At 41.3% G+C, this 19,356-nt stretch carries 17 protein-coding genes and 1 tRNA gene; 11 read left to right on the plus strand and 7 right to left on the minus strand.

Annotated features, from left to right (window positions below):
- Positions 1–32: 32 nt before the first annotated feature.
- From rpoB to rpsT, 3 genes are all read right to left on the minus strand, one after another.
- Positions 33–3,320, minus strand: coding sequence for a DNA-directed RNA polymerase subunit beta (gene rpoB / locus CYAN7822_RS26000; RefSeq protein WP_013325242.1), 3,288 nt, complete (start codon positions 3,318–3,320; stop codon positions 33–35).
- 152 nt (positions 3,321–3,472) lie between these two features.
- The gene (locus CYAN7822_RS26005) at positions 3,473–4,282 is read right to left on the minus strand and encodes a TatD family hydrolase (RefSeq protein ID WP_013325243.1); all 810 of its coding nucleotides are present in this window, start codon (positions 4,280–4,282) and stop codon (positions 3,473–3,475) included.
- A 133-nt stretch (positions 4,283–4,415) separates the two neighbouring features.
- Positions 4,416–4,709, minus strand: coding sequence for a 30S ribosomal protein S20 (gene rpsT, locus CYAN7822_RS26010; protein ID WP_013325244.1), 294 nt, complete (start codon positions 4,707–4,709; stop codon positions 4,416–4,418).
- 297 nt (positions 4,710–5,006) lie between these two features.
- Here rpsT and hisD point away from each other — a divergent pair, with 297 nt between their 5' ends.
- From hisD to CYAN7822_RS26045, 7 genes are all read left to right on the plus strand, one after another.
- Positions 5,007–6,326 carry a histidinol dehydrogenase gene (gene hisD / locus CYAN7822_RS26015; protein WP_013325245.1) on the plus strand — a complete coding sequence of 440 codons (1,320 nt, stop codon included), beginning with the start codon at positions 5,007–5,009 and terminating at the stop codon, positions 6,324–6,326.
- Positions 6,327–6,542: 216 nt separating this feature from the next.
- The gene (locus CYAN7822_RS26020; protein ID WP_013325246.1) at positions 6,543–6,779 is read left to right on the plus strand and encodes a hypothetical protein; all 237 of its coding nucleotides are present in this window, start codon (positions 6,543–6,545) and stop codon (positions 6,777–6,779) included.
- A gap of 194 nt (positions 6,780–6,973) precedes the next feature.
- Positions 6,974–7,216: a hypothetical protein gene (locus tag CYAN7822_RS26025; protein WP_041933395.1), complete on the plus strand. Its 243-nt coding sequence runs from the start codon at positions 6,974–6,976 to the stop codon at positions 7,214–7,216.
- 235 nt (positions 7,217–7,451) lie between these two features.
- The gene (locus CYAN7822_RS26030) at positions 7,452–8,123 is read left to right on the plus strand and encodes a vWA domain-containing protein (protein ID WP_013325247.1); all 672 of its coding nucleotides are present in this window, start codon (positions 7,452–7,454) and stop codon (positions 8,121–8,123) included.
- A gap of 52 nt (positions 8,124–8,175) precedes the next feature.
- Complete coding sequence (locus CYAN7822_RS26035; protein WP_013325248.1) at positions 8,176–9,942, plus strand: protein phosphatase 2C domain-containing protein; 1,767 nt, start codon at positions 8,176–8,178, stop codon at positions 9,940–9,942.
- 29 nt (positions 9,943–9,971) lie between these two features.
- Entirely contained in the window at positions 9,972–11,066 is a 1,095-nt protein-coding gene (locus tag CYAN7822_RS26040) for a protein kinase domain-containing protein (protein WP_013325249.1), read from the plus strand.
- A gap of 5 nt (positions 11,067–11,071) precedes the next feature.
- Positions 11,072–11,644 (plus strand): hypothetical protein, encoded by a 573-nt coding sequence (locus tag CYAN7822_RS26045; protein ID WP_013325250.1) that lies wholly within the window; start codon positions 11,072–11,074, stop codon positions 11,642–11,644.
- Positions 11,645–11,765: 121 nt separating this feature from the next.
- On the opposite strand, the gene CYAN7822_RS26050 is transcribed toward CYAN7822_RS26045, so the two are convergent.
- The 3 genes from CYAN7822_RS26050 to CYAN7822_RS26060 all read right to left on the minus strand — a co-directional run bounded on the left by CYAN7822_RS26050 (position 11,766) and on the right by CYAN7822_RS26060 (position 14,232).
- On the minus strand, positions 11,766–12,119 hold the full coding sequence (locus CYAN7822_RS26050) for a DUF1257 domain-containing protein (RefSeq protein WP_013325251.1): 354 nt from the start codon (positions 12,117–12,119) through the stop codon (positions 11,766–11,768).
- A 154-nt stretch (positions 12,120–12,273) separates the two neighbouring features.
- Entirely contained in the window at positions 12,274–13,785 is a 1,512-nt protein-coding gene (ycf46, locus tag CYAN7822_RS26055; RefSeq protein ID WP_013325252.1) for a stress-responsive protein Ycf46, read from the minus strand.
- An 81-nt stretch (positions 13,786–13,866) separates the two neighbouring features.
- Positions 13,867–14,232, minus strand: coding sequence for a slr0373 family blue light stress response protein (locus CYAN7822_RS26060; RefSeq protein WP_013325253.1), 366 nt, complete (start codon positions 14,230–14,232; stop codon positions 13,867–13,869).
- Between the two features lie 187 nt (positions 14,233–14,419).
- Between CYAN7822_RS26060 and CYAN7822_RS26065 the strand changes: the two genes are divergently transcribed.
- Together CYAN7822_RS26065 and CYAN7822_RS26070 are read left to right on the plus strand one after the other, a co-directional pair.
- Complete coding sequence (locus CYAN7822_RS26065; RefSeq protein WP_013325254.1) at positions 14,420–15,397, plus strand: cysteine synthase A; 978 nt, start codon at positions 14,420–14,422, stop codon at positions 15,395–15,397.
- A gap of 547 nt (positions 15,398–15,944) precedes the next feature.
- The gene (locus tag CYAN7822_RS26070; protein WP_245602791.1) at positions 15,945–17,057 is read left to right on the plus strand and encodes an LptF/LptG family permease; all 1,113 of its coding nucleotides are present in this window, start codon (positions 15,945–15,947) and stop codon (positions 17,055–17,057) included.
- A gap of 96 nt (positions 17,058–17,153) precedes the next feature.
- Here the strand turns inward: CYAN7822_RS26070 and psaK are convergent, their stop codons facing one another.
- Positions 17,154–17,420, minus strand: a complete 267-nt coding sequence (gene psaK, locus CYAN7822_RS26075; protein ID WP_013325256.1) for a photosystem I reaction center subunit PsaK — start codon at positions 17,418–17,420, stop codon at positions 17,154–17,156.
- A 158-nt stretch (positions 17,421–17,578) separates the two neighbouring features.
- On the opposite strand from psaK, the gene CYAN7822_RS26080 reads away from it, so the two are divergent.
- Both CYAN7822_RS26080 and CYAN7822_RS26085 read left to right on the plus strand, forming a co-directional pair.
- A tRNA-Ser gene (locus CYAN7822_RS26080) sits at positions 17,579–17,670 on the plus strand.
- Positions 17,671–17,828: 158 nt separating this feature from the next.
- A complete protein-coding gene (locus CYAN7822_RS26085) occupies positions 17,829–19,169 on the plus strand; it encodes an ABC transporter substrate-binding protein (protein WP_013325257.1) in 1,341 nt (446 codons plus the stop codon).
- Positions 19,170–19,356 lie beyond the last annotated feature (187 nt).

Raw genomic sequence — 19,356 nt, forward strand, 5'->3', positions numbered from 1 at the left:
TATTGACTATTGACTATTGACTAAGGACTAATTTAGGCTTCTTCTTCTTGTAGGTCTTCGGTGGTCAAAGATTCATAAGTAGGACGAGAAGGAGTACGACGGCCCATGTCAGCCATTAAATCTACTTCTACATCTCGAGAGGTTCCATCGGTAAGGGTTTCTACTTTATGAACGGCAATATCTAAGCCTAACGATTGTAATTCTCGCATCAAGACTTTAAATGATTCAGGGGTTCCGGGGCGAGGAATGGGTTTTCCTTTAACAATGGCATTAAGAGCTTCATTTCGTCCCTGCATATCGTCAGATTTTACTGTTAGCAGTTCTTGGAGGGTATAAGCCGCGCCATAAGCTTCGAGCGCCCATACTTCCATTTCTCCGAAGCGTTGGCCACCTTGTTGCGCCTTGCCGCCCAAGGGTTGCTGAGTAACCAGAGAATAGGGTCCTGTAGAGCGAGCATGAATTTTATCATCTACTAGGTGAACCAGTTTAAGCATATAAGCTTGTCCGACGGTGACGGGGCGGTCAAAAGGTTCGCCGGTGCGCCCATCATAGACCATTATTTTGCCGGGATGGTCTTGAGAGAAGACCCATTCTTTGCCGGGGCGGTTGGATGCTTGATTTAGCAGTCCATGTACTGTTTCTCGGGAGGCTTCTTCTCCATACATTTCATCAAAGGGCGTAATTTTAAAGCGTACCCCTAAGTTTTCGCCGGCCCATCCTAAAAGGCATTCAAATACTTGTCCGACGTTCATCCGTGAGGGCACACCCAAGGGGTTGAGAACAATATCGACCGGGCGACCATCGGGCAGATAGGGCATATCTTCTATGGGCAGAATACGGGAAATAATCCCTTTATTGCCGTGACGACCGGCCATTTTATCGCCTACTTGGATTTTTCGTTTTTGGGCCACATAGACGCGGACTACCATATTCGCGCCGGGGGGTAATTCATCGCCTTGTTCTCGGGTAAACACGCGCACATCTACTACCCGTCCTTTTTCTCCGTTGGGCACTCGCAGGGAATTATCGCGCACATCTCGAGCTTTTTCGCCGAAAATTGCCCGTAAGAGCTTTTCTTCTGGCGGCTGATCTGATTCTCCTTTGGGGGTCACTTTTCCTACCAGAATATCTCCGGCTTCTACCCAGGCCCCAATGCGAATAATGCCTCGTTCATCTAGGTTTCTTAAAGCGTCTTCGCCTACATTAGGGATTTCTCGGGTAATTTCTTCTGGCCCTAGTTTAGTTTGGCGCGCTTCGATTTCGTATTTTTCTACGTGGATGGAGGTATAAACATCGTCATAGACCAGCCGCTCACTGATGAGGATAGCATCTTCATAGTTGTAGCCTTCCCAAGGCATATAAGCTACTAGAATATTTTGTCCTAGGGCGATTTCTCCGCCTTCGGTGGCTGAACCATCGGCTAATACTTGCCCGGGCACGACTTCTTCTCCCATATATACCAGGGGACGTTGATTGAGACAGGTATCTTGGTTAGAGCGTTGATATTTTTGCAATTCATATTCAATCACTCGCTCTTCGCTTTTAACCTTAACTCTGATGGTCGTCGCGTCTACATGAGTTACTACCCCGTGACTGCGCGAGACGATGACCATCCCTGAATCTCGGGCTGTTTGGGCTTCTAAACCTGTTCCCACGAGAGGACGTTCTGGACGCAGTAGCGGCACTGCCTGACGCTGCATATTAGATCCCATCAGGGCGCGGTTTGCGTCATCATGTTCTAGGAAGGGAATTAAGGAGGTCGCTACTGAGACAATTTGCACCGGCGAAACCGCGACATAATCCACTTGTTCGGGTTCAGTGGTAGAGAATTCTTGACGGTAACGGACCGGCACACTCTCCCCAACAATAACCCCAGCTTCATCGGTAGCTACATCCCCAGGCGCTACGCGAAAATCATCTTCTTCATCGGCGGTGAGATAAACAGGTGCTAATTCTCGACGGACTCGTCCGTTTTCTACGCGATAGTAGGGAGTTTCTATAAATCCATATTGATTGACTCGCGCATATGTGGCTAAAGAGCCTATTAAGCCGGCGTTGGGGCCTTCTGGGGTTTCTACAGGGCAGATTCTTCCGTGATGGGAGGGGTGAATATCTCGCACCGCAAAGCCGGCCCGTTCTCGGGTTAGTCCTCCTGGCCCAAGGGCTGATAAACGTCGTTTGTGGGTTAATTCTGCTAAGGGGTTAGTTTGGTCCATAAATTGAGAGAGTTGGGACGAACCAAAAAATTCTTTAATAGCCGCCACGAGGGGTTTGGGGTTGACCAAAGAAGCCGGGGTTAAACTATCGGCTTCACTGACTGTCATGCGTTCGCGAATAATTCTTTCTAGGCGGTTGAGTCCTACTCTGACCTGGTTTTGTAGTAATTCTCCCACTGAACGCACCCGACGGTTGCCCAAATGGTCGATATCATCGGTGCTGCCAATGTCGAATTCTAGGTTTATTAGGTAGTCGATAGCGGCTAAGATATCTTCTTGTCTGAGGACTCGGATGGTATCTGCTACGTTTAGCCGCAGTTTTTTATTGAGTTTATATCGTCCGACTCTTCCTAAATCGTAGCGTTTGTTGTCAAAGAAACGAGACTCGAGTAATAATTGTCCGCCGCTTACGGTTGGGGGTTCCCCGGGTCGCAGTTTGCGGTAGAGTTCTAAGAGGGCTTCTTCTTCACTGGGGTTGCCTTCTTTGTCTAGGGTTTTTTGATAGAAGTCGGGATGACGTAGGGCATCAAGGATTTCATTATCGGATAATCCGATGGCTTTTAAGAGAACTTGTGCCGATAGTTTGCGAGTTTTGTCTATTCTGACCCAGACTAATCCGTTTTTATCGGTTTCAAACTTTAACCAAGCTCCCCGGTTGGGAATTAAAGAAGCCGAGTAGGTCCGACGACCATTTTTGTCGTATTCGCATTTATAATACACCCCCGGTGAGCGGACAATTTGGTTAACAATGACCCGTTCGGCCCCGTTGATAATAAATGTTCCCCGTTCTGTCATCAAGGGCAAGTCGCCAATAAATACTTCTTGTTCTTTGATATTGCCCGTTTCTTTGTTGATTAAGCGGGTGGGAACATACATTTGTACTGAATAGGTACTATCGCGCCGCTTAGCTTCATCTACAGCATATTTAGGCTCTTTGAGTTTGTAGTCTTGTCCTAAAAAGTGTAATTCTAATTTACCGGTATAGTCAGTAATGGGGGAAAAACTGTCTAGTTCTTCGATTAATCCTTCTTCGAGAAACCACCGAAAACTCGAGCGTTGTATGGAGATTAAATCAGGGAGAAGGTTATAAGTTAGGTTGCTCATGAGGTCGGATTTTCGTATAGGTTAAGGGTGGGTGATTAGCGGTCTGTTGTTGAGGGTTAATTTTGGCTCAAATCTAAGGTTAGATTTTCCCGTTATCAACCATCAACCCTCTTTAGTGGGTTAAATCCCACAGGAGGCTAAAAGCATAACTTTTAATTTTTATTAGCATTTTTTTCAGCAGTTTCTATGTTTAATTTAAATAACCTACAGGCGTTTTCGGTTGTTTGTTGAGCGAGAGTTTCTAAAGAAACATTTCTAATTTGGGCAACCGCTTCGGCCACATAACGCACAAAAGCCGGCTCATTGCGTTTTCCTCGCTTGGGCACCGGGGCTAAAAAAGGACAATCTGTTTCGATCAATAAACGATTTTCGGGAACGATTAAGGCTGATTCTTGCACTGAATTGGCTTTTTTAAAGGTCACAATTCCACTAAAGCTGATATAAAAACCTAAATCTAAAAACCATTGGGTTTCTTCGCTGTTTCCTCCCCAACAGTGCATGACTCCTTCTACTGGATCATATTGACTCCAAAAGGATTCTAACAGTTCTCTCAAGGCGGCGGCGGCAGAGCGACAATGGATAATTACGGGTTTATTTAATTGGTGGGCGATTTCTAGCTGTGTCCAGAGAACTTCTTTTTGCTGTTGGATATTATCGGCTTTATAGTAGTCTAAGCCAATTTCCCCAATGGCCACGACTCGCTGATCTGATTTAGCAAGGCTTAAAATTTCTGATGCCATTTCGGGTTTCCACTTCGAGGCATCTAGGGGATGAAGTCCAACGGCAAAAGAAAGTTCCGGGATTTGATCGGCGATCGCTCTTATGCTCTTAAATTCTCCAGGTTCTACGCAGGAGTGAACTAAATGAACTACTTCAGCTTCTCGCCAGCGACTCGATAACGAGGTTAGCTCCCCACCAAAGACATCGAAGTTTAAGTGAACATGAGTATCTATTAACTTCATTTACCCCTCATTGCTGTTCAGACAGCCCATTTCTTATGGTAATGATTAATTGGATTTTTTGTTCAGGTGGAGGGAACTTTTTATGACGGCTCTCAGTTTAGGACCGATGCGATCGCATCGGGAACCGATGAGCTTATGAAGCCGCCGTTACCTTTTTGAGCGCGTTAGCGAGTCGAGCTTTTTTCCTCGCTCCGTTGTTACGGTGCAATACTCGCCGTTTGACTGCCTTATCGATTTTACTATAGGCGGCTGATAGAGCTTGATTTACGGCTGCTTGGCTTTCTTCGCTCGGGTTAGCCGTATGTTGATCTACCGCCACCAAGAATTTTTTCATCAGCGTTTTCACGGCTGATTTATAGGCTTTGTTACGCAGGCGGTTGCGTTCAGCTATTTCAATACGTTTAATTGCAGACTTTATATTGGCCACAGTCGTACTTATAAAACGGTTGCTTAGGTTAACATTGACAAAAACGGATCAGAACTGCCATTATAACAACTTTATCTGATCCTTGACAAGTTGTGTCAGCAGTCACAATAGATCGGTTTTAGAGAGGGCGTTTGATCTGATCAGCCAATTCGGCGAGCAAACTGAAATCCAAGGTAAGCTAGAAGGTAACTATTGGGATCGGTAAGGCAAAGAGTGTTTTTTACACTGATGCCGAAACAGTTCTCAATTACTATACTAGACTAGCCAGCCGTTGCAAAGAGTGGGGATTTGGACTCCATGCTGCGAATTATAACTCAGCAGACTGAGGCACAAACAGAGCTTAAGCGCATTCGGGATCGCACCCGCGATTTAGAGTTTCGCCAAGCAGAAGAGACCGTCAGAGACATTTTAGACGCGGTTAAGCGTAAGGGAAATCAGGCACTGATAGATTATACAGAACCGTTTTCTCAGCAGGTACTTAACCCACAACAATTAAAAGTTAGTGGCTCAGACCTTGATGCGGCTTATCAACAAATTTCTAAGGAAGCTCTGGTGGCAATTCAGCAAGCTTGCCGGCAAATCGAAAATTTTCATCGCCAGCGTCTTCCTAAATCTTGGGTTCAGTTTCAAGAGGATGATGTGGTACTGGGAAGGCGTTACCAAGCAGTAGAGCGAGCGGGTTTATATGTGCCTGATGCGCCCTTTCCCCTGATGAGTTTGGTACTATTACAAGCTATCCCCGCTAAAGTGGCTTCTGTGGGTCAAATTGTCATGGTCACTCCGCCTAATACCACAGGAAAAATTCATCCGGCTCTTTTAGTGGCGGCAATAGAAGCGGGAGTCACTGATATTTATCGCCTTGGTGGGGCTTTGGCCATTGGCGCTTTAGCTTACGGGACCGAAACCATCCCTAAAGTTGATGTCATTACAGGGCTAGGCAATATTTATGTAACCCTGGCAAAAAAGATGGTCTATGACTCGGTGAAAATCGATGCTTTGGCGGAAGCTTCTGAATTGGTGATTATTGCTGATGATAGTGCTAATCCTATGGCGATTGCGGCTGATTTAGTGGGCCAAGCTGAACGGACTCCTTTAGCGGCTTCGATTTTGTTGACTACCGATGCGGATATGGCTTCGACGGTGAGTCAGCAGGTGGCTCAACAATTACAGCATCACCCCCAAAGGATTTTAACCGAGAAGGCACTCGCTCATTATGGGTTAATTGTAGTGGTGAACTCTCTTGTTGAGGCGGTGCAGTTATCTAATTTCTTTGCTCCTCAACATTTGGAATTAGCGGTATCTGAGCCTTGGGAACTTTTAGAACAGGTTCGTCATGCTGGGGCGATTTTTTTGGGCACTTCTACGCCTATGATGGTGGGGGATTTCTTGGGAGGTTCGGCTATGTCTGTGGCTACTGCCGGGGCGGTACGTTATGCTTCTGCTTTGGGAGTAGAAACCTTTATGAAGCATTCTAATTTGATCGAATATTCTCCTGTAGCTTTAAAGAAAATGTCTAATACGCTTCAAGTTCTTGCTCAAGCTGAAGGATTATTTGCTGGGGTTGAGTCAATCAGATTACGTACAGAAGCCCAAGAGACTGATGATAATCAATTGTAAAAGTGACGCGCGTCAGCCCTTTTAAAGTCTAGTAGGGTGCGTTAGACGCATAGTCAAGTTAATGAATGAGAAATTTACCTAAAATAGTTTAAATGATCATAAGCATTGATCGCTATTCCCTAGACATTGGTTAAGATAAAAATATAAAGAGCGTGCGGCTAGTCTCTCTTCAACCACTGGAATATTTCGGTTTGTCTCTATCAGGATGGAAAAACAATGGATAAAGATACAAAATTTGGCTTACTTGCCATAGGACTTCCTTTCATCGGTTTAGTGTATTGTGGAATCATTCTCGCTGTTCTAATCATGTATCCTTGGGCACGAGAACATCCTATTATCATGGCGACTATTTTTGCTATTGCCCCGTCCTTAATTTCTGGTTCTATTTGGTTAAAATCTGCCCTAAAAGGGCAAAACAAACCACAACGAGTTAACCCGTCCTCGAGAACCTAAGTTAACCCGTTTTCCTGAACACCTACTTTTTTCCTAATAACCTGTCACAAAATCTCCTAAAAATTAGTAGGTTTTGACATCGGAGATGTCTCGCTGATTCCGCAGGTTTTTCTTCTCAACCGACATTACTTGCAAAGAAGCCGATAACTATCGTTCACTAACATCATCTAATAAAAAGCGAGCGCGATTTTCTAATGAGCGGCTGTGAACAAAAGCTGAAAGATATTACCGCCGAATTTAATACACAGTTCGGGGTATTTGTCAAGGCAATTGTCAAAGATTTATCTTGTGCGAATGCGCCCGAAGAAATTTTTCAGGAACTACAACAGGAAGCTATTAAAGTTGATATTTTAGTTAATGAGGGTTTCTTAGCCATTTTTAATCCGCTCAACATAGGTACAATCTCTCTGTGGCTTAACTTGAGTGTGTTTTTATGACTGCTGCCTTCGGCAAATCTCTTCGGGTGATCTTGAATTTATGTCCGATTACTTATTTACAATAATTAACAAATATTAGATGAAATTACGCATTTACAAAATAATAAAATCATTTCAATTATTTGTTGCTGTTAATTGCGTTGACATATCATAAAAAAACTATAAAAACTTCCTCTTTAAGATAGATATTTGCTATTTTAGAAATAAGTATGATTATCTAATTGGCAAAAGTATTATGAGTAAAAGTGTAAAATACGCTGTCGATTTAGTGATGTGCATTGATGGTACTGGCTCAATGGGTCATTTAATTGAAGAGGTGAAGTCAGCAGCACTCAGCTTTTATAAGAAATTAGAAGCAAAAATGGATGCCAAACAAAAAAAGATTGATCAGCTTAGAGCCAAAGTGATCGTTTTTCGGGATTATTGGGCTGATTCAGAAGATGAAGCCATGATTTGTTCAGATTTTTTTGATTTGAGGACACAAGCTGCTGATTTTGCTAATTTTGTAACAGGAATTGAAGCTGAGGGTGGCGGCGACGAACCTGAAAGTGGCTTAGAAGCCCTAGCGTTAGCTCTTCAGTCAAATTGGGAAAAATCACAAGACTTTGCCAGACAACGTTATGTTGTAGTAGTTTATACAGATGCTAGTGCCCATAGCTTAGATAAAGGGTCAAAACCTAGTTATTATCCTCAAAATCTTCCTCAAACACTAGATGAACTGACGGACTACTGGAGTGAAATGCCCACTCCTGCTAAACGTTTACTCTTATTTGCTCCTGACGCAACGCCTTGGACAATTATATCTAGTGCTTGGGATAATGTTGTTCAAGCTCCTTCAAAAGCAGGTGACGGACTAGAAGAATACGACATGGATCAAATTTTGGATGTGGTGGCTAATAGTATTTAACTATTGATTTTAGCAATTAAGCTTATCTTTAAAGTTTTGCTGACTGAAGCCAATGAAAGAATTTCCTTTAGTTGTAAATCTAGAGATTATACGTGAACGAGGAGAGGATGCCCACTTAGCTTTATCCTTTTCTAAAAATTCTGATACTTCTGAAACGGTAGTTATGGCAGTTTTTGATGGACTAGGGGGAAGATCAGCCGGATATAATGGCTTAACAGGAGGAAAAATTGCTTCTCAAGAAGCTGTTCAGAAAACTGAATCTTTTTTAAAGCAATGGCAGGGAAAGATCACTCAAGATAAAGTATTTGAACTTCAAGATACAATTTCTAGAAATCTCAAACAAAAAGCTGATACTAATCTAAAACCATCAAAACTTAAAGGCTCTCTGGTTCAAAAAAGATTGTGTACTACCTTGGCACTGGCTAGTATTTCTCAACAAGATAATTATTGCAATGTAAATATAGCTTGGATAGGAGATTCCCGTATCTATTTCTTAAATCCTGAAAAAGGCTTACAACAGCTAACAGTTGATGACCTAATTATTGAAAAAGATGCTTTTGAGATGATCCGCGAAGATCCACCAATGTCTCAGTATTTTACGGCTGATATGGAAGCTAACTGGAGAATTAATTTCAAATCAGAACAATTTGAAGAAAGAGGATGTATTATTGCTTGTACTGACGGGGGATTTCAATATTTAACTTCGCCTTGGGATTTTGAGAGACTTTTACTGGAAACTCTCAATAGAGCAAATACCCCCCTAGATTGGCAGGATTTGCTTTTTAGTAAGTATGAAGAAATCAAGCAAGATGATGTTTCTTTAATTCTTTATCCTATAGGATTTAATGATTTTGAATTTCTCAAAAATGCTTATCAAGCTAGATTAAAAACTCTAGATCAGTTTAATGAGCAAAGTAGTTATGATGATTTGTACCAGATATGGAATAAATATCGAATTAATTATGAAGCTAAATTACACACAAATAATCATGAAGATATTCAGATACAAAATAGTAATACATGGGTTGTAGAATTTAAGGAAAATAAAGAGAAAACCAGTGATGAAGATTCTATATGTCAACCCATAAATAGTAACTCATTAGAGATAGATAGTCAAAAGATTGATGATGAAATAGATGAGGATTTTAATAAGGAAGAATTTGTTAAAGCTGACAGAGATGAAACACAAATAAAAATTCAAGAACTACACGAAGAAGGTCGTAAGTATTGTGAATCTAAACAATGGTATAAAGCAATTGAAGTTTATCAACAACTAATTAAATTAGAGCCGGCTCATATTAAAGGGAACTTAAATTTAGGTATAGCTTATAGAAAGCTATATCGATTTCGAGAAGCAGTCGAATGTTTTAATAAAATTATAGAGCAAAAAAAAGAACACTATTTAGCTGCAATACTGGAAATAATAATAATCTACGATTATTATCAAGATTATAAGAATATTGTGCCTTTTTTTGATGAGGTAATCAAAATACCTAATCATTCAATAGATTTAATAGATGAAGACTCTATGGTAATCATTGCTACTTCACTACAAAAAACTGGGAAACTACAAGATGCACTAAATATTTGTCAGCAAATTCACGAATATGATCCCCGTAATCCTTATATTTTATACCTAATGGGACTCATCAATCATCAGCAACAAAATTTAGTAAATGCTTTAAAATATCTTTACGATTCATACGAGATTTATCACAGAGAATATGATAAAACTCGACGTTCTGATCTACAGAAAATGCTTTCAATAGTTAACAAAGAAATTAAAAGAGTAGAATCAGACAGAGGAAATACTTATTAATATTATCATTATAGGAGGTATATTATTCCATGACTTACACAATAGGAGATTTAATAGGTCAATACACTGTAACCCGTGATTTTGACAGTGCCAATGGGGGTCAATGCGAATGGGGCTTTGCTGAATACAATGGAGAAGAATTTTTTATTAAAAGATTTTTAAGTCCTGTTTATCCTGGTGATTTATCTCCCGGCAGTGAAAAAGGTAAAGAGAAGAGAAAAGCTGAATGTCAAGAATTTGAGAGAAAACAACTCGCTATTATTAATGCTCTTTCTGCTTGTGGTGATGGCGGCTTAGTTGTCAGAACTATAGACTGTTTTTTATATGGAAATGATTATGGTAGTCATTACTTTAAAGTCTCTCAAAAAGTTGATACTAGCTCATTATCAGAACAAGTTCATACTTTAGAAGCAAAAAAACGTTTGTTTGTCATGTTAACTGCGGCAGGGGCTTTAAAAATATTACATTCAAATGGAATTATTCACTTAGATTTAAAACCGGATAACATTCTTATCCAAGAATATGAAAGTAAACTGATTGCAAAAATTATTGACTTTGACAGTAGTATTCTTGATGGTGAATCAGTCGCCTATGATTTTTTAGTAGGAGATCCAGTTTATTACTCTCCTGAATTTGCTCGACATATTGCTACTAAAGGTGAAACTCCAGCGCCAAATAAAAAATCTGATATTTTTTCACTCGGTTTAATTTTTTGCAAATACTGGACAGGTATGCTTCCTACTTTTTCTCCTCGCTATACATACCCTTATGAAGCTGTGCTTAATCGAGATAATTTGCTCATTGCTAGTTATGATGCCACTGGAAAAAGTAAGACAGAGACACCTAAAACTTCTCGGCTTAAAATTAGTCGTAATTTACAGCCTAAACTTGTGACTAAAATTTCTACTAATCCAATTGAGGCAGCAGTTTTTCAATTAATTGAACAGATGATTATTTTGGACACAGATAAAAGATTATCTATCAAAGAAGTCCATGATAATTTGAAACATCTTTATCATCATGGAACTCTTCTATACACTGAAACTAAGAGTGATACAAGCCGAAGTGATGTCAGTAAAAATCCCTCTAAAATTATAATCAGCAAGAATCTTTTGAAGGGTTAGAAATTATGGCAACTTATAAATGCAAGGATTGTAGCCATGAAATTATTTCAATTTATCGACCTGCTGAGTGTGATATTTGTGGTGGCAATAATCTAATTACATTAGGTACAAAACTAGCAATTAATAAAGGAGAATACACTATGGCTATTAACAAAGATATTTTTTCATCTAATAGATTTCGTTCAACCATTCAGGGATATTGCCGAGAAATAGGATGGAACATTCTTGATATTAATGATAATAAAGCAGTTTTAGTTTTTCAAATGAGTTCCGGCAATTCTCAAACTTTGTATATTATTAGATATGAAAACACCTTAGAGTTTTCCTGTCCAAGTGGAGTGAAATTTGATGATATAGATGATATTCCTCATCAGTTGTCTACATGGCTTCTTATCAAAAATTCTAAATTTAAAATTGGTTTTTGGTGTATTGAAGAAATTGGAGGAAGACAAGTATTTTCTATTATGCACAATGCAGAAATGAGCTTGATTGATGTTAATTATTTTAACAAAGTTGTCCTCAAGTTAATTAACGACTGTGATGAATTCGAAGAAGCTATTGAAAGTGCATTACATTGAAAGTGAAGGAAAAGCTTAAGTACAGTTATTGACTTACTTGAAAAATTACAAACACTTTGCCAAGAAAAAAGGGTTAACCGAAGACAGGTCAACCCCTAGGCTTGGGAACGCGCTTTAATTTTTAGCTTTGAACAACCAGCTTAACATTAGCGTTCTGTAATCCGCGCTGCTTAACTTCTGCTAAAGTTTTGTTAACAGCGTATTTTTGATTAATAGAGTTGATCAATTCGGTTTGATTATGCTTCTTAGCAACACCCCAAAGATCAGCGATTAGATCGAAGGTTCCATCGCTATTGCGAGACCAACCGAGGTCATATTCTCCTTCGAGAACAGCAACGATGTCGGCACGAACGCGCTGACCGTTGTAACCTCTTACATCAGCTTCGTTCTTAACGGAGATCCCGAGGTCACGAAGAGAATTTTTTAAGATTTCGGCATCTGTGATTTTGGTGCGCAGAGTGCTGAAATGAGACATTTTGATTTCCTCCTAAAAATATATGATGACGTGAACAACAACAACTTTGGTTTTACTTGTGCCGTCTAATATTGGGAGTATTGGGACGGCTTTTTTTTATCTTACTGCTAGCTGGTTGCTAGCCTTTCGCCCTGTTTTTACAGGAGAAAGCCTGTTAGAACTCCAATCGCTGATATTCAGCAACGGAGGCTGAGGCAGGTCTTGCTCTTTGTCTTGCCCAATCTCTGAGGGCTGTTACCTGCTCAGTCATAGTCCGAGACAGTGGTAGGGTGGATTTAATCGCAGCAATAATGTCTAACTGCGTAAACTCCCTGTCTTGAGCAAAGGCTTCGTACATGGCGGCTATGATCGCCTGCTCAATTTCTGCTCCGGAAAAACCTTCTGATACCTTAGCTAATTGGTCGAGATCGAAGCGAGAAATGTCATTTCGCCGTTGGCTAAGGTGAATATTAAATATGTGTTGACGCTCTTCAGGCGTGGGTAAATCGACGAAGAAGATTTCATCAAAACGCCCTTTGCGGAGGAATTCCCCTGGCAATCTTTCTACTCGGTTGGCTGTGGCCATCACAAAGACGGGAGAGGTTTTTTCTTGCATCCAGGTTAAAAATGAGCCGAAGATCCGACTAGATGTACCTCCATCCGAGTCTGCTGAACCGGTTCCACCAGCAAAAGCTTTATCTAATTCGTCTATGAATAATATGCCCGGAGAAATAGATTCTGCTGTCTTGAGAGCATTGCGAAGGTTGGCTTCTGAACGACCTACCATTGACCCATCATACACTCGCCCCATATCTAAACGCAGTAGGGGTAAACCCCATAAGCGAGCAGTGGTTTTGGCAATTAGAGATTTTCCACAACCGGGAACTCCTAGAATTAACATCCCTTTTGGTTGAGGGAGTCCATATTCCCTGGCTCTTTCTGTAAAAGCGCCTGAACGTTGTCTAAGCCACTTTTTCAGTTCGTCTAACCCACCGACTGAGTCGATTGTTGCATCTTCTTCGATGTACTCTAAGATTCCATTACGGCGAATGAGTTGTTTTTTCTCAGACAGAATGATGTCTACTTCTTCTTCGGTTAGCCTGTTAGCTTTTACATAAGCTTTTCGATAAACTTTTTCCGCTTCATCCTTAGTTAACCCTAATGCCGCTTTAAGCAGTTTTTCTCGCACTTCGGTGGTTGGCCGACGAGCTTTAATTTTATCTAACTGCATCGACAGCACTTGATTGAGTTCTGTCAAATCCGGTAAGGGGAAATCTAAGACCACTAGGTCTTTTTCTAACTCAAGGGGCACTTCCTGGAGCGGTGACATCAAAATAATAATTTTTTCTGTGCCTTTGAAGCTGGCGATTGCATCACGCAACCACCGATTGACTGCTGCTGAGGTAATAAAGGGATGTAAATCTTTGAATATATAAATACCTGGATCTCTTTGGCGAACTACCCATTCTATTGCCGCTTCCGGAGATACTGTATTATGCTGAGTCGCTTGTCGGGGCTGGCCGTATTCAACGATACCATGGGTTACCGTCCAAACATACACACGCCGATGCTGACTATTGATTTGTGAGATTCTAGCGATTGCTTGCTCTGCTCGTTCTTCTTCTGAAGTAACAAGATAGATTAAGGGATATTGAGCTTGTATTAAAATGTTTAGCTCTTCTTTCATAGCATCGACCTAAGTGTAGTTTTTGTTTAACGGTTTAACCACATCATTATCCTTGGTTTTGGGTTTTTTTAGCTCCCCTCTTTAACAGGGAACTAACTCTTGTGCCCCGTTGGGATCGCCCTTGACGGTGGCCGTTTCCGGGACTTCCATTTCTGGGACTTCTATAGAAAACTCTTCTTTGATTACGCCTGGTTGATGTTTAAGTGACACTAATTGCCCTTCTCTGATCACCATGGCCGCTTCACATTCTGGACAAATATGAACTTGATGAGTTTTCCCGTAGTTGGCTTCCTCTACTTCTTCTACCTTTTCAGGATACTTTAAGTAAAAGGAGATCGCTTTTTCAACAACGGCTGACATAGATTCGCTATCTACAGCAGCCCTGATTTTTAGATGACGATGAACGCCAGGAGGGAGATATAGTGTGACTTTTTGCTTGTCTTGCATATCACTCTAAATTTACTGTACCCGGGTATGTTCCCTTACTCTATCGGTTATTTCTGAAACTGTCAAGCTGCTATGCCAGTTTGACAGCAATATTGTTACATTTATTTACAATTAGTTTCGAGTCATTAGTCCCAGGTCATGAGTCTTGGTAGGATAGTCTTATTGATCAGTGTAATTGTCGGTAACAATGGACATTAAGGACGGTTTTGTAGGGACAGTTGGCAACACTCCCCTGATTCGCTTAAAAAGCTTCAGTGAGCAGACTGGCTGTGAAATCTTGGGAAAAGCTGAATTTCTCAATCCAGGTGGTTCTGTCAAAGACCGGGCAGCCCAATACATTATTAAAGATGCTGAAGAAAAAGGTTTACTTAAACCTGGTGGGACGGTGGTCGAAGGAACCGCCGGCAATACGGGAATCGGCTTGGCACATATTTGTAATGCAAAAGGTTACAAGTGTCTGATTATTATTCCAGATACCCAGTCTCAAGAAAAAATCGATCTTCTAAGAACATTAGGGGCAGAAGTTCGGACTGTACCGGCTGTGCCTTACAAAGATCCCAATAACTACGTCAAACTATCAGGACGGGTAGCGCAAGAGATGGATAATGCTATTTGGGCTAACCAATTTGATAATTTGGCTAACCGAAGGGCCCATTATGAAACCACAGGCCCCGAAATTTGGCAACAAACCGACGGAAAAATTGATGCTTGGGTGTCAGCCACAGGTACTGGAGGAACTTATGCCGGAGTAGCCATGTTCCTCAAAGAAAAAAATCCTAATGTTCAGTGTATCGTAGCCGATCCGATGGGGAGCGGTCTGTATAGTTACGTCAAAACTCGAGAAATCAAAATAGAAGGAAATTCCATTACTGAAGGGATTGGCAATAGCCGCATCACCGCTAACATGGAAGGAGTCCCAATTGATGACGCGATTAGAGTGGATGACTCTGAAGCCATTCGTGTTATTTATCAGTTAATGTATAAAGATGGCCTATTTATGGGCGGCTCTGTGGGTATTAATGTCGGTGCTGCTGTTGCTCTGGCTAAACAAATGGGTCCAGGCCATACGATTGTAACTGTCTTATGTGATGGAGGCGCAAGATATCAGTCTCGACTTTACAATCTTGAATGGTTATCGGCTAAAGGATTACTGCCCAACCCATAAGATCACTGGCTTGCCTCTTATTGAGGTAGGGGAAAACAACAGGCTCACATCAGTTTTTTGAACGGTTGAGGTGATCATTTTCATTCGCCTTTTTTCCGTAATCTGGCCAGCCGGCATTGTTGATTTAATGTATAGATTGTTACTGCTTTTTGGGTAATCTGATCTTACACCGATGAGGCTGCCCTAGGTACAATTCTTACTTGAACCATTAACCACCAGCGTTTTGATGTCGGAATTTTCCAATCAGATGGTTTTGTTACGAATTGTAACGTACTAAAATAATTCATAGAGCTTAGTTCAATTTCAACTAACTCACTCAGGAAGAAATGTTAGGTTGAAAGGAAGAGGTCTCAGGTGAAGGACTCATTTGTCGATCCTCTTCTGTAGATTCATGAGCCTCCGTGATCGCCTAACACCCAACCCCTACCCCATGTAATTTCTTATGGAACGTTATGGCTACCGATACCGTCTATTTCCTTCAATAGCAACAAAACTTTGTAAATCCTTCGTTAACACCATTAGATCATTATTTGGTGGCATATCTTTAATGGATCGGTATATTGCCACTCAACTTATTCCGCCCTATATTCTTAGCGTTGGTCTTTTCACCTCGATGGGAGTCGCCATTGCTAACCTATCCGATTTATCGAATAAGGTGCTTGAGTACGATTTACCCATAGTCGACGCTCTAAAAATTTTATTATATAGAGTTCCTGAGTTTTTTTCTTATGCGCTACCGATATCAGTTTTACTCACCACTTTGATGACCTATGGTCGTTTGAGTAGTGAAAGTGAGTTAATTGCTTTAAGGAGTTGTGGGATTAGTCTGTGGAGAGCAACGATTCCGGCCGTTATGCTCAGTCTAATCGTCACGGGATTAACCTTTATTTTTAATGAATGTGTTGTTCCTGAAACGAATTATCGGGCAACCGGAATTTTGGTCAAAGTTCTCCATGAAGAACGTCATTTTTGGCAAAATAAGGATATTTTTTATCCGAATTATGAGCAGATAAAATTGCCCAATGGTCAAACTCTGCGGCAACTGAAAAGTTTATTTTATGCTGAAAAATTTGATGGTCAAAAGATGCAATCTCTGACGATTATTAATTGGTTAGGGGAGCGCTTAAATGAAATTGTGGTTTCGGACACGGCTCAATGGAATTCTGACCAAAATATTTGGGATTTCTTCGACGGAACGGTTTATTTAATTGATGGCAATGCGGCTTATAAAGAGGCTGTTACCTTTAAGCATCAACAGTTTCCTTTACCTAAAGAAGCTTTTGAATTTGCCAGTCAAGGGCGAAGTCCTTATGAAATGAATCTTTTCCAGGCCGTGCAATATAAAAACTTACTTCAAGAAAGTGGGGATACCAAGAATGTACGCTTTTTTGAGGTGCGAATTCAGCAAAAAATCGCTTTTCCCTTTATCTGTTTAGTATTTGGCGTTATGGGAGCCGCCATCGGTGCTAAACCCCAACAAATGAGTCGAGGAACAAGTTTAGGTTTAACTGTTGGCATTGTCTTTGCTTATTATATGGTCAATTTCTTCACAGGGAGTTTTGGCATGATTGGGCTTTTGTCTCCTTCTATGGCGGCTTGGTTGCCTAATTTCTTTGGTGTAGGAATTGGCGGCTGGATCTTGAAAAAATTAGAGGGATAGTTACCTCAATTAAAAATAGTCCCAACACAAGGAAAAGCCTGCCATAGCAGGCTTTAGGAGCGAACTACAGGCTTATGGCCTGTAAACCGGATGAATTTAGAGAGCGCCTAAGTTAGCTAATCCTAAAATGGTTGCAGCCCCTAAAATATGACCGAAGCTAGTGGTGCCTAATAAAGCCCCTAAACTCAGACCGCCAAACAGACTCGGAGAGGGCAAACCCGGGCCGACATCAGGCTTTTGAATGGTGAATTTACCAATAATAATGGCAATGATATTGCAGATAACCATGACGATCGCTACTTTGGGACTCCATTCTAGGGTCGTAGGAACAGTAGAAGCCGCCGCTAACAATAAGCTTGACATTGAGTTGTTTTCTCCTTGAAAAAAGTCATATTAAGTTTTTTATCTTAAAGGAAGATGACGTTTTCTCTGACAAGCCGTAGCAATAGTTAACGATTGACTGCTTAAAAAAAACTTGGCAATTTCAAAAAGAATCTGCTATAATAAAATCCTGCCCCTATGGAGAGGTGGCTGAGTGGTTGAAAGCGACGGATTGCTAATCCGTTCTACGGTACGTAAGTCCGTAGCGAGGGTTCGAATCCCTCCCTCTCCGTTTGCCTAAAAAATGCACACTGATGACAGGTTTTAAGTACCTAAGTGCGTAGCGAGAGTTCGAATCCCTTCAGAAGGTTATTTTTCAAGAGCAAGCTTATTACTTGAGCATATACAATTTTTAACATCTGCTTGAGATGTAAATCGGTAACCAGTGTTATGAGTTCTAATAAACGTCAAATTAAATCTCCTATTACGCTTACATTAGTCATTAGTGCTTTTACTACCAGCATTTTTACCACAAGTTGTAGTTCAACTAAAACCGGAGATGGGGGTTCAACCGCTTCTTCTCCTGCTTCCACTACTCCAGATGTGGCAACTGGAGGAAATGAAGGCTTAAAATTAGGGGCATTACTGCCAAAAACAGGAGACTTAGCCGCCATTGGACAAAATATGCCAGGAGCAGTTAAGCTAGCCGTAGATACGGTTAACGCTTGTGGCGGAGTCAACGATAAACCCGTCACCCTCGTTGAAGAAGATGACCAAACCGATCCCGCAGCCGGAGCATCAGCCATGAGTAAGCTGGCTACCGTTGATCGAGTAGCTGGAGTGGTGGGAGCCTTTGCCAGTAGTGTTTCAACGGCGGCGGTAGACATCGCTGTACAAAATAAAATTATGTTAGTGTCTCCGGGTAGCACAAGCCCTGTCTTTACAGAAAATGCGAAAAAAGGCCTTTATCAAGGTTTTTGGGCGCGAACGGCTCCTCCTGATACCTATCAAGCTCAAGCTTTAGCCGCCTTAGCCCATAAAAAAGGCTTTAAAACTGCCTCTACTGTGGTCATTAACAATGACTACGGTGTAGGTTTTGAACAAGAATTTGACCAAGCCTTCGAAAAATTGGGAGGTAAGGTAAAGAGTGAAGATAAACCAGTCCGTTATGACCCTAAAGCCGCTACTCTAGATAGTGAAGCGACGGCGGCCTTTAACGGAAAACCTGATGCGGTAGCCGCCGTTTTGTATACTGAAACCGGCAGTTTGCTGTTACAAGCCGCTTATAAACAGGGACTATTAGACGGCGTAACCGTATTACTAACTGATGGGGTTTACTCACCAGACTTTACCAAACAGGTTGGAAAAGCCTCAGACGGTAAGTCTATTATTACTGGTGCATTGGGAACCGTCCCGGCGGCCGATGGGAAAGCTTTAGGAGACTTTACCCAACTCTGGACACAGAAAACCGGCAAAGAAGTCACCGCTTATGTGCCTCATTCTTGGGATGCGGCAGTTTTGATGATGTTAGCGGCACAAGCGGCAAAAAGCAACACAGGAGAAGGCATCAAGAGCAAAATTCGCGAGGTAGCTAATGCTCCGGGGACTGAAGTCACTGATCCCTGTCAGGCACTTGCATTAATCAAAAAAGGAGAAGATATCAACTATCAAGGAGCCAGTGGCAATGTAGATATCGATGAAAATGGGGATGTTGTGGGTAGCTATGATGTTTGGACCGTTAACGATGATGGCTCTTTAAAAGTCATTGATAAAGTCAAGCCTGCTCAATAGGAGGAAGCTTTGTAGGTATTGGGTTTTAAGTGTTAGTTACTCAATGAAAGGAGCTAACCTTTAAAACCCAAAATTTATTTAACAAATAGGTCAGGATAGGGTTTTTATAAGAGGTAAACTCTTACTAAAATTTGAATCATTACAACAATCTGCCTATGTTAAATCCTAGGATTTTTTCTGGCGTTTA

The sequence above is a fragment of the Gloeothece verrucosa PCC 7822 genome, assembly GCF_000147335.1.
GTDB lineage: Bacteria > Cyanobacteriota > Cyanobacteriia > Cyanobacteriales > Microcystaceae > Gloeothece > Gloeothece verrucosa.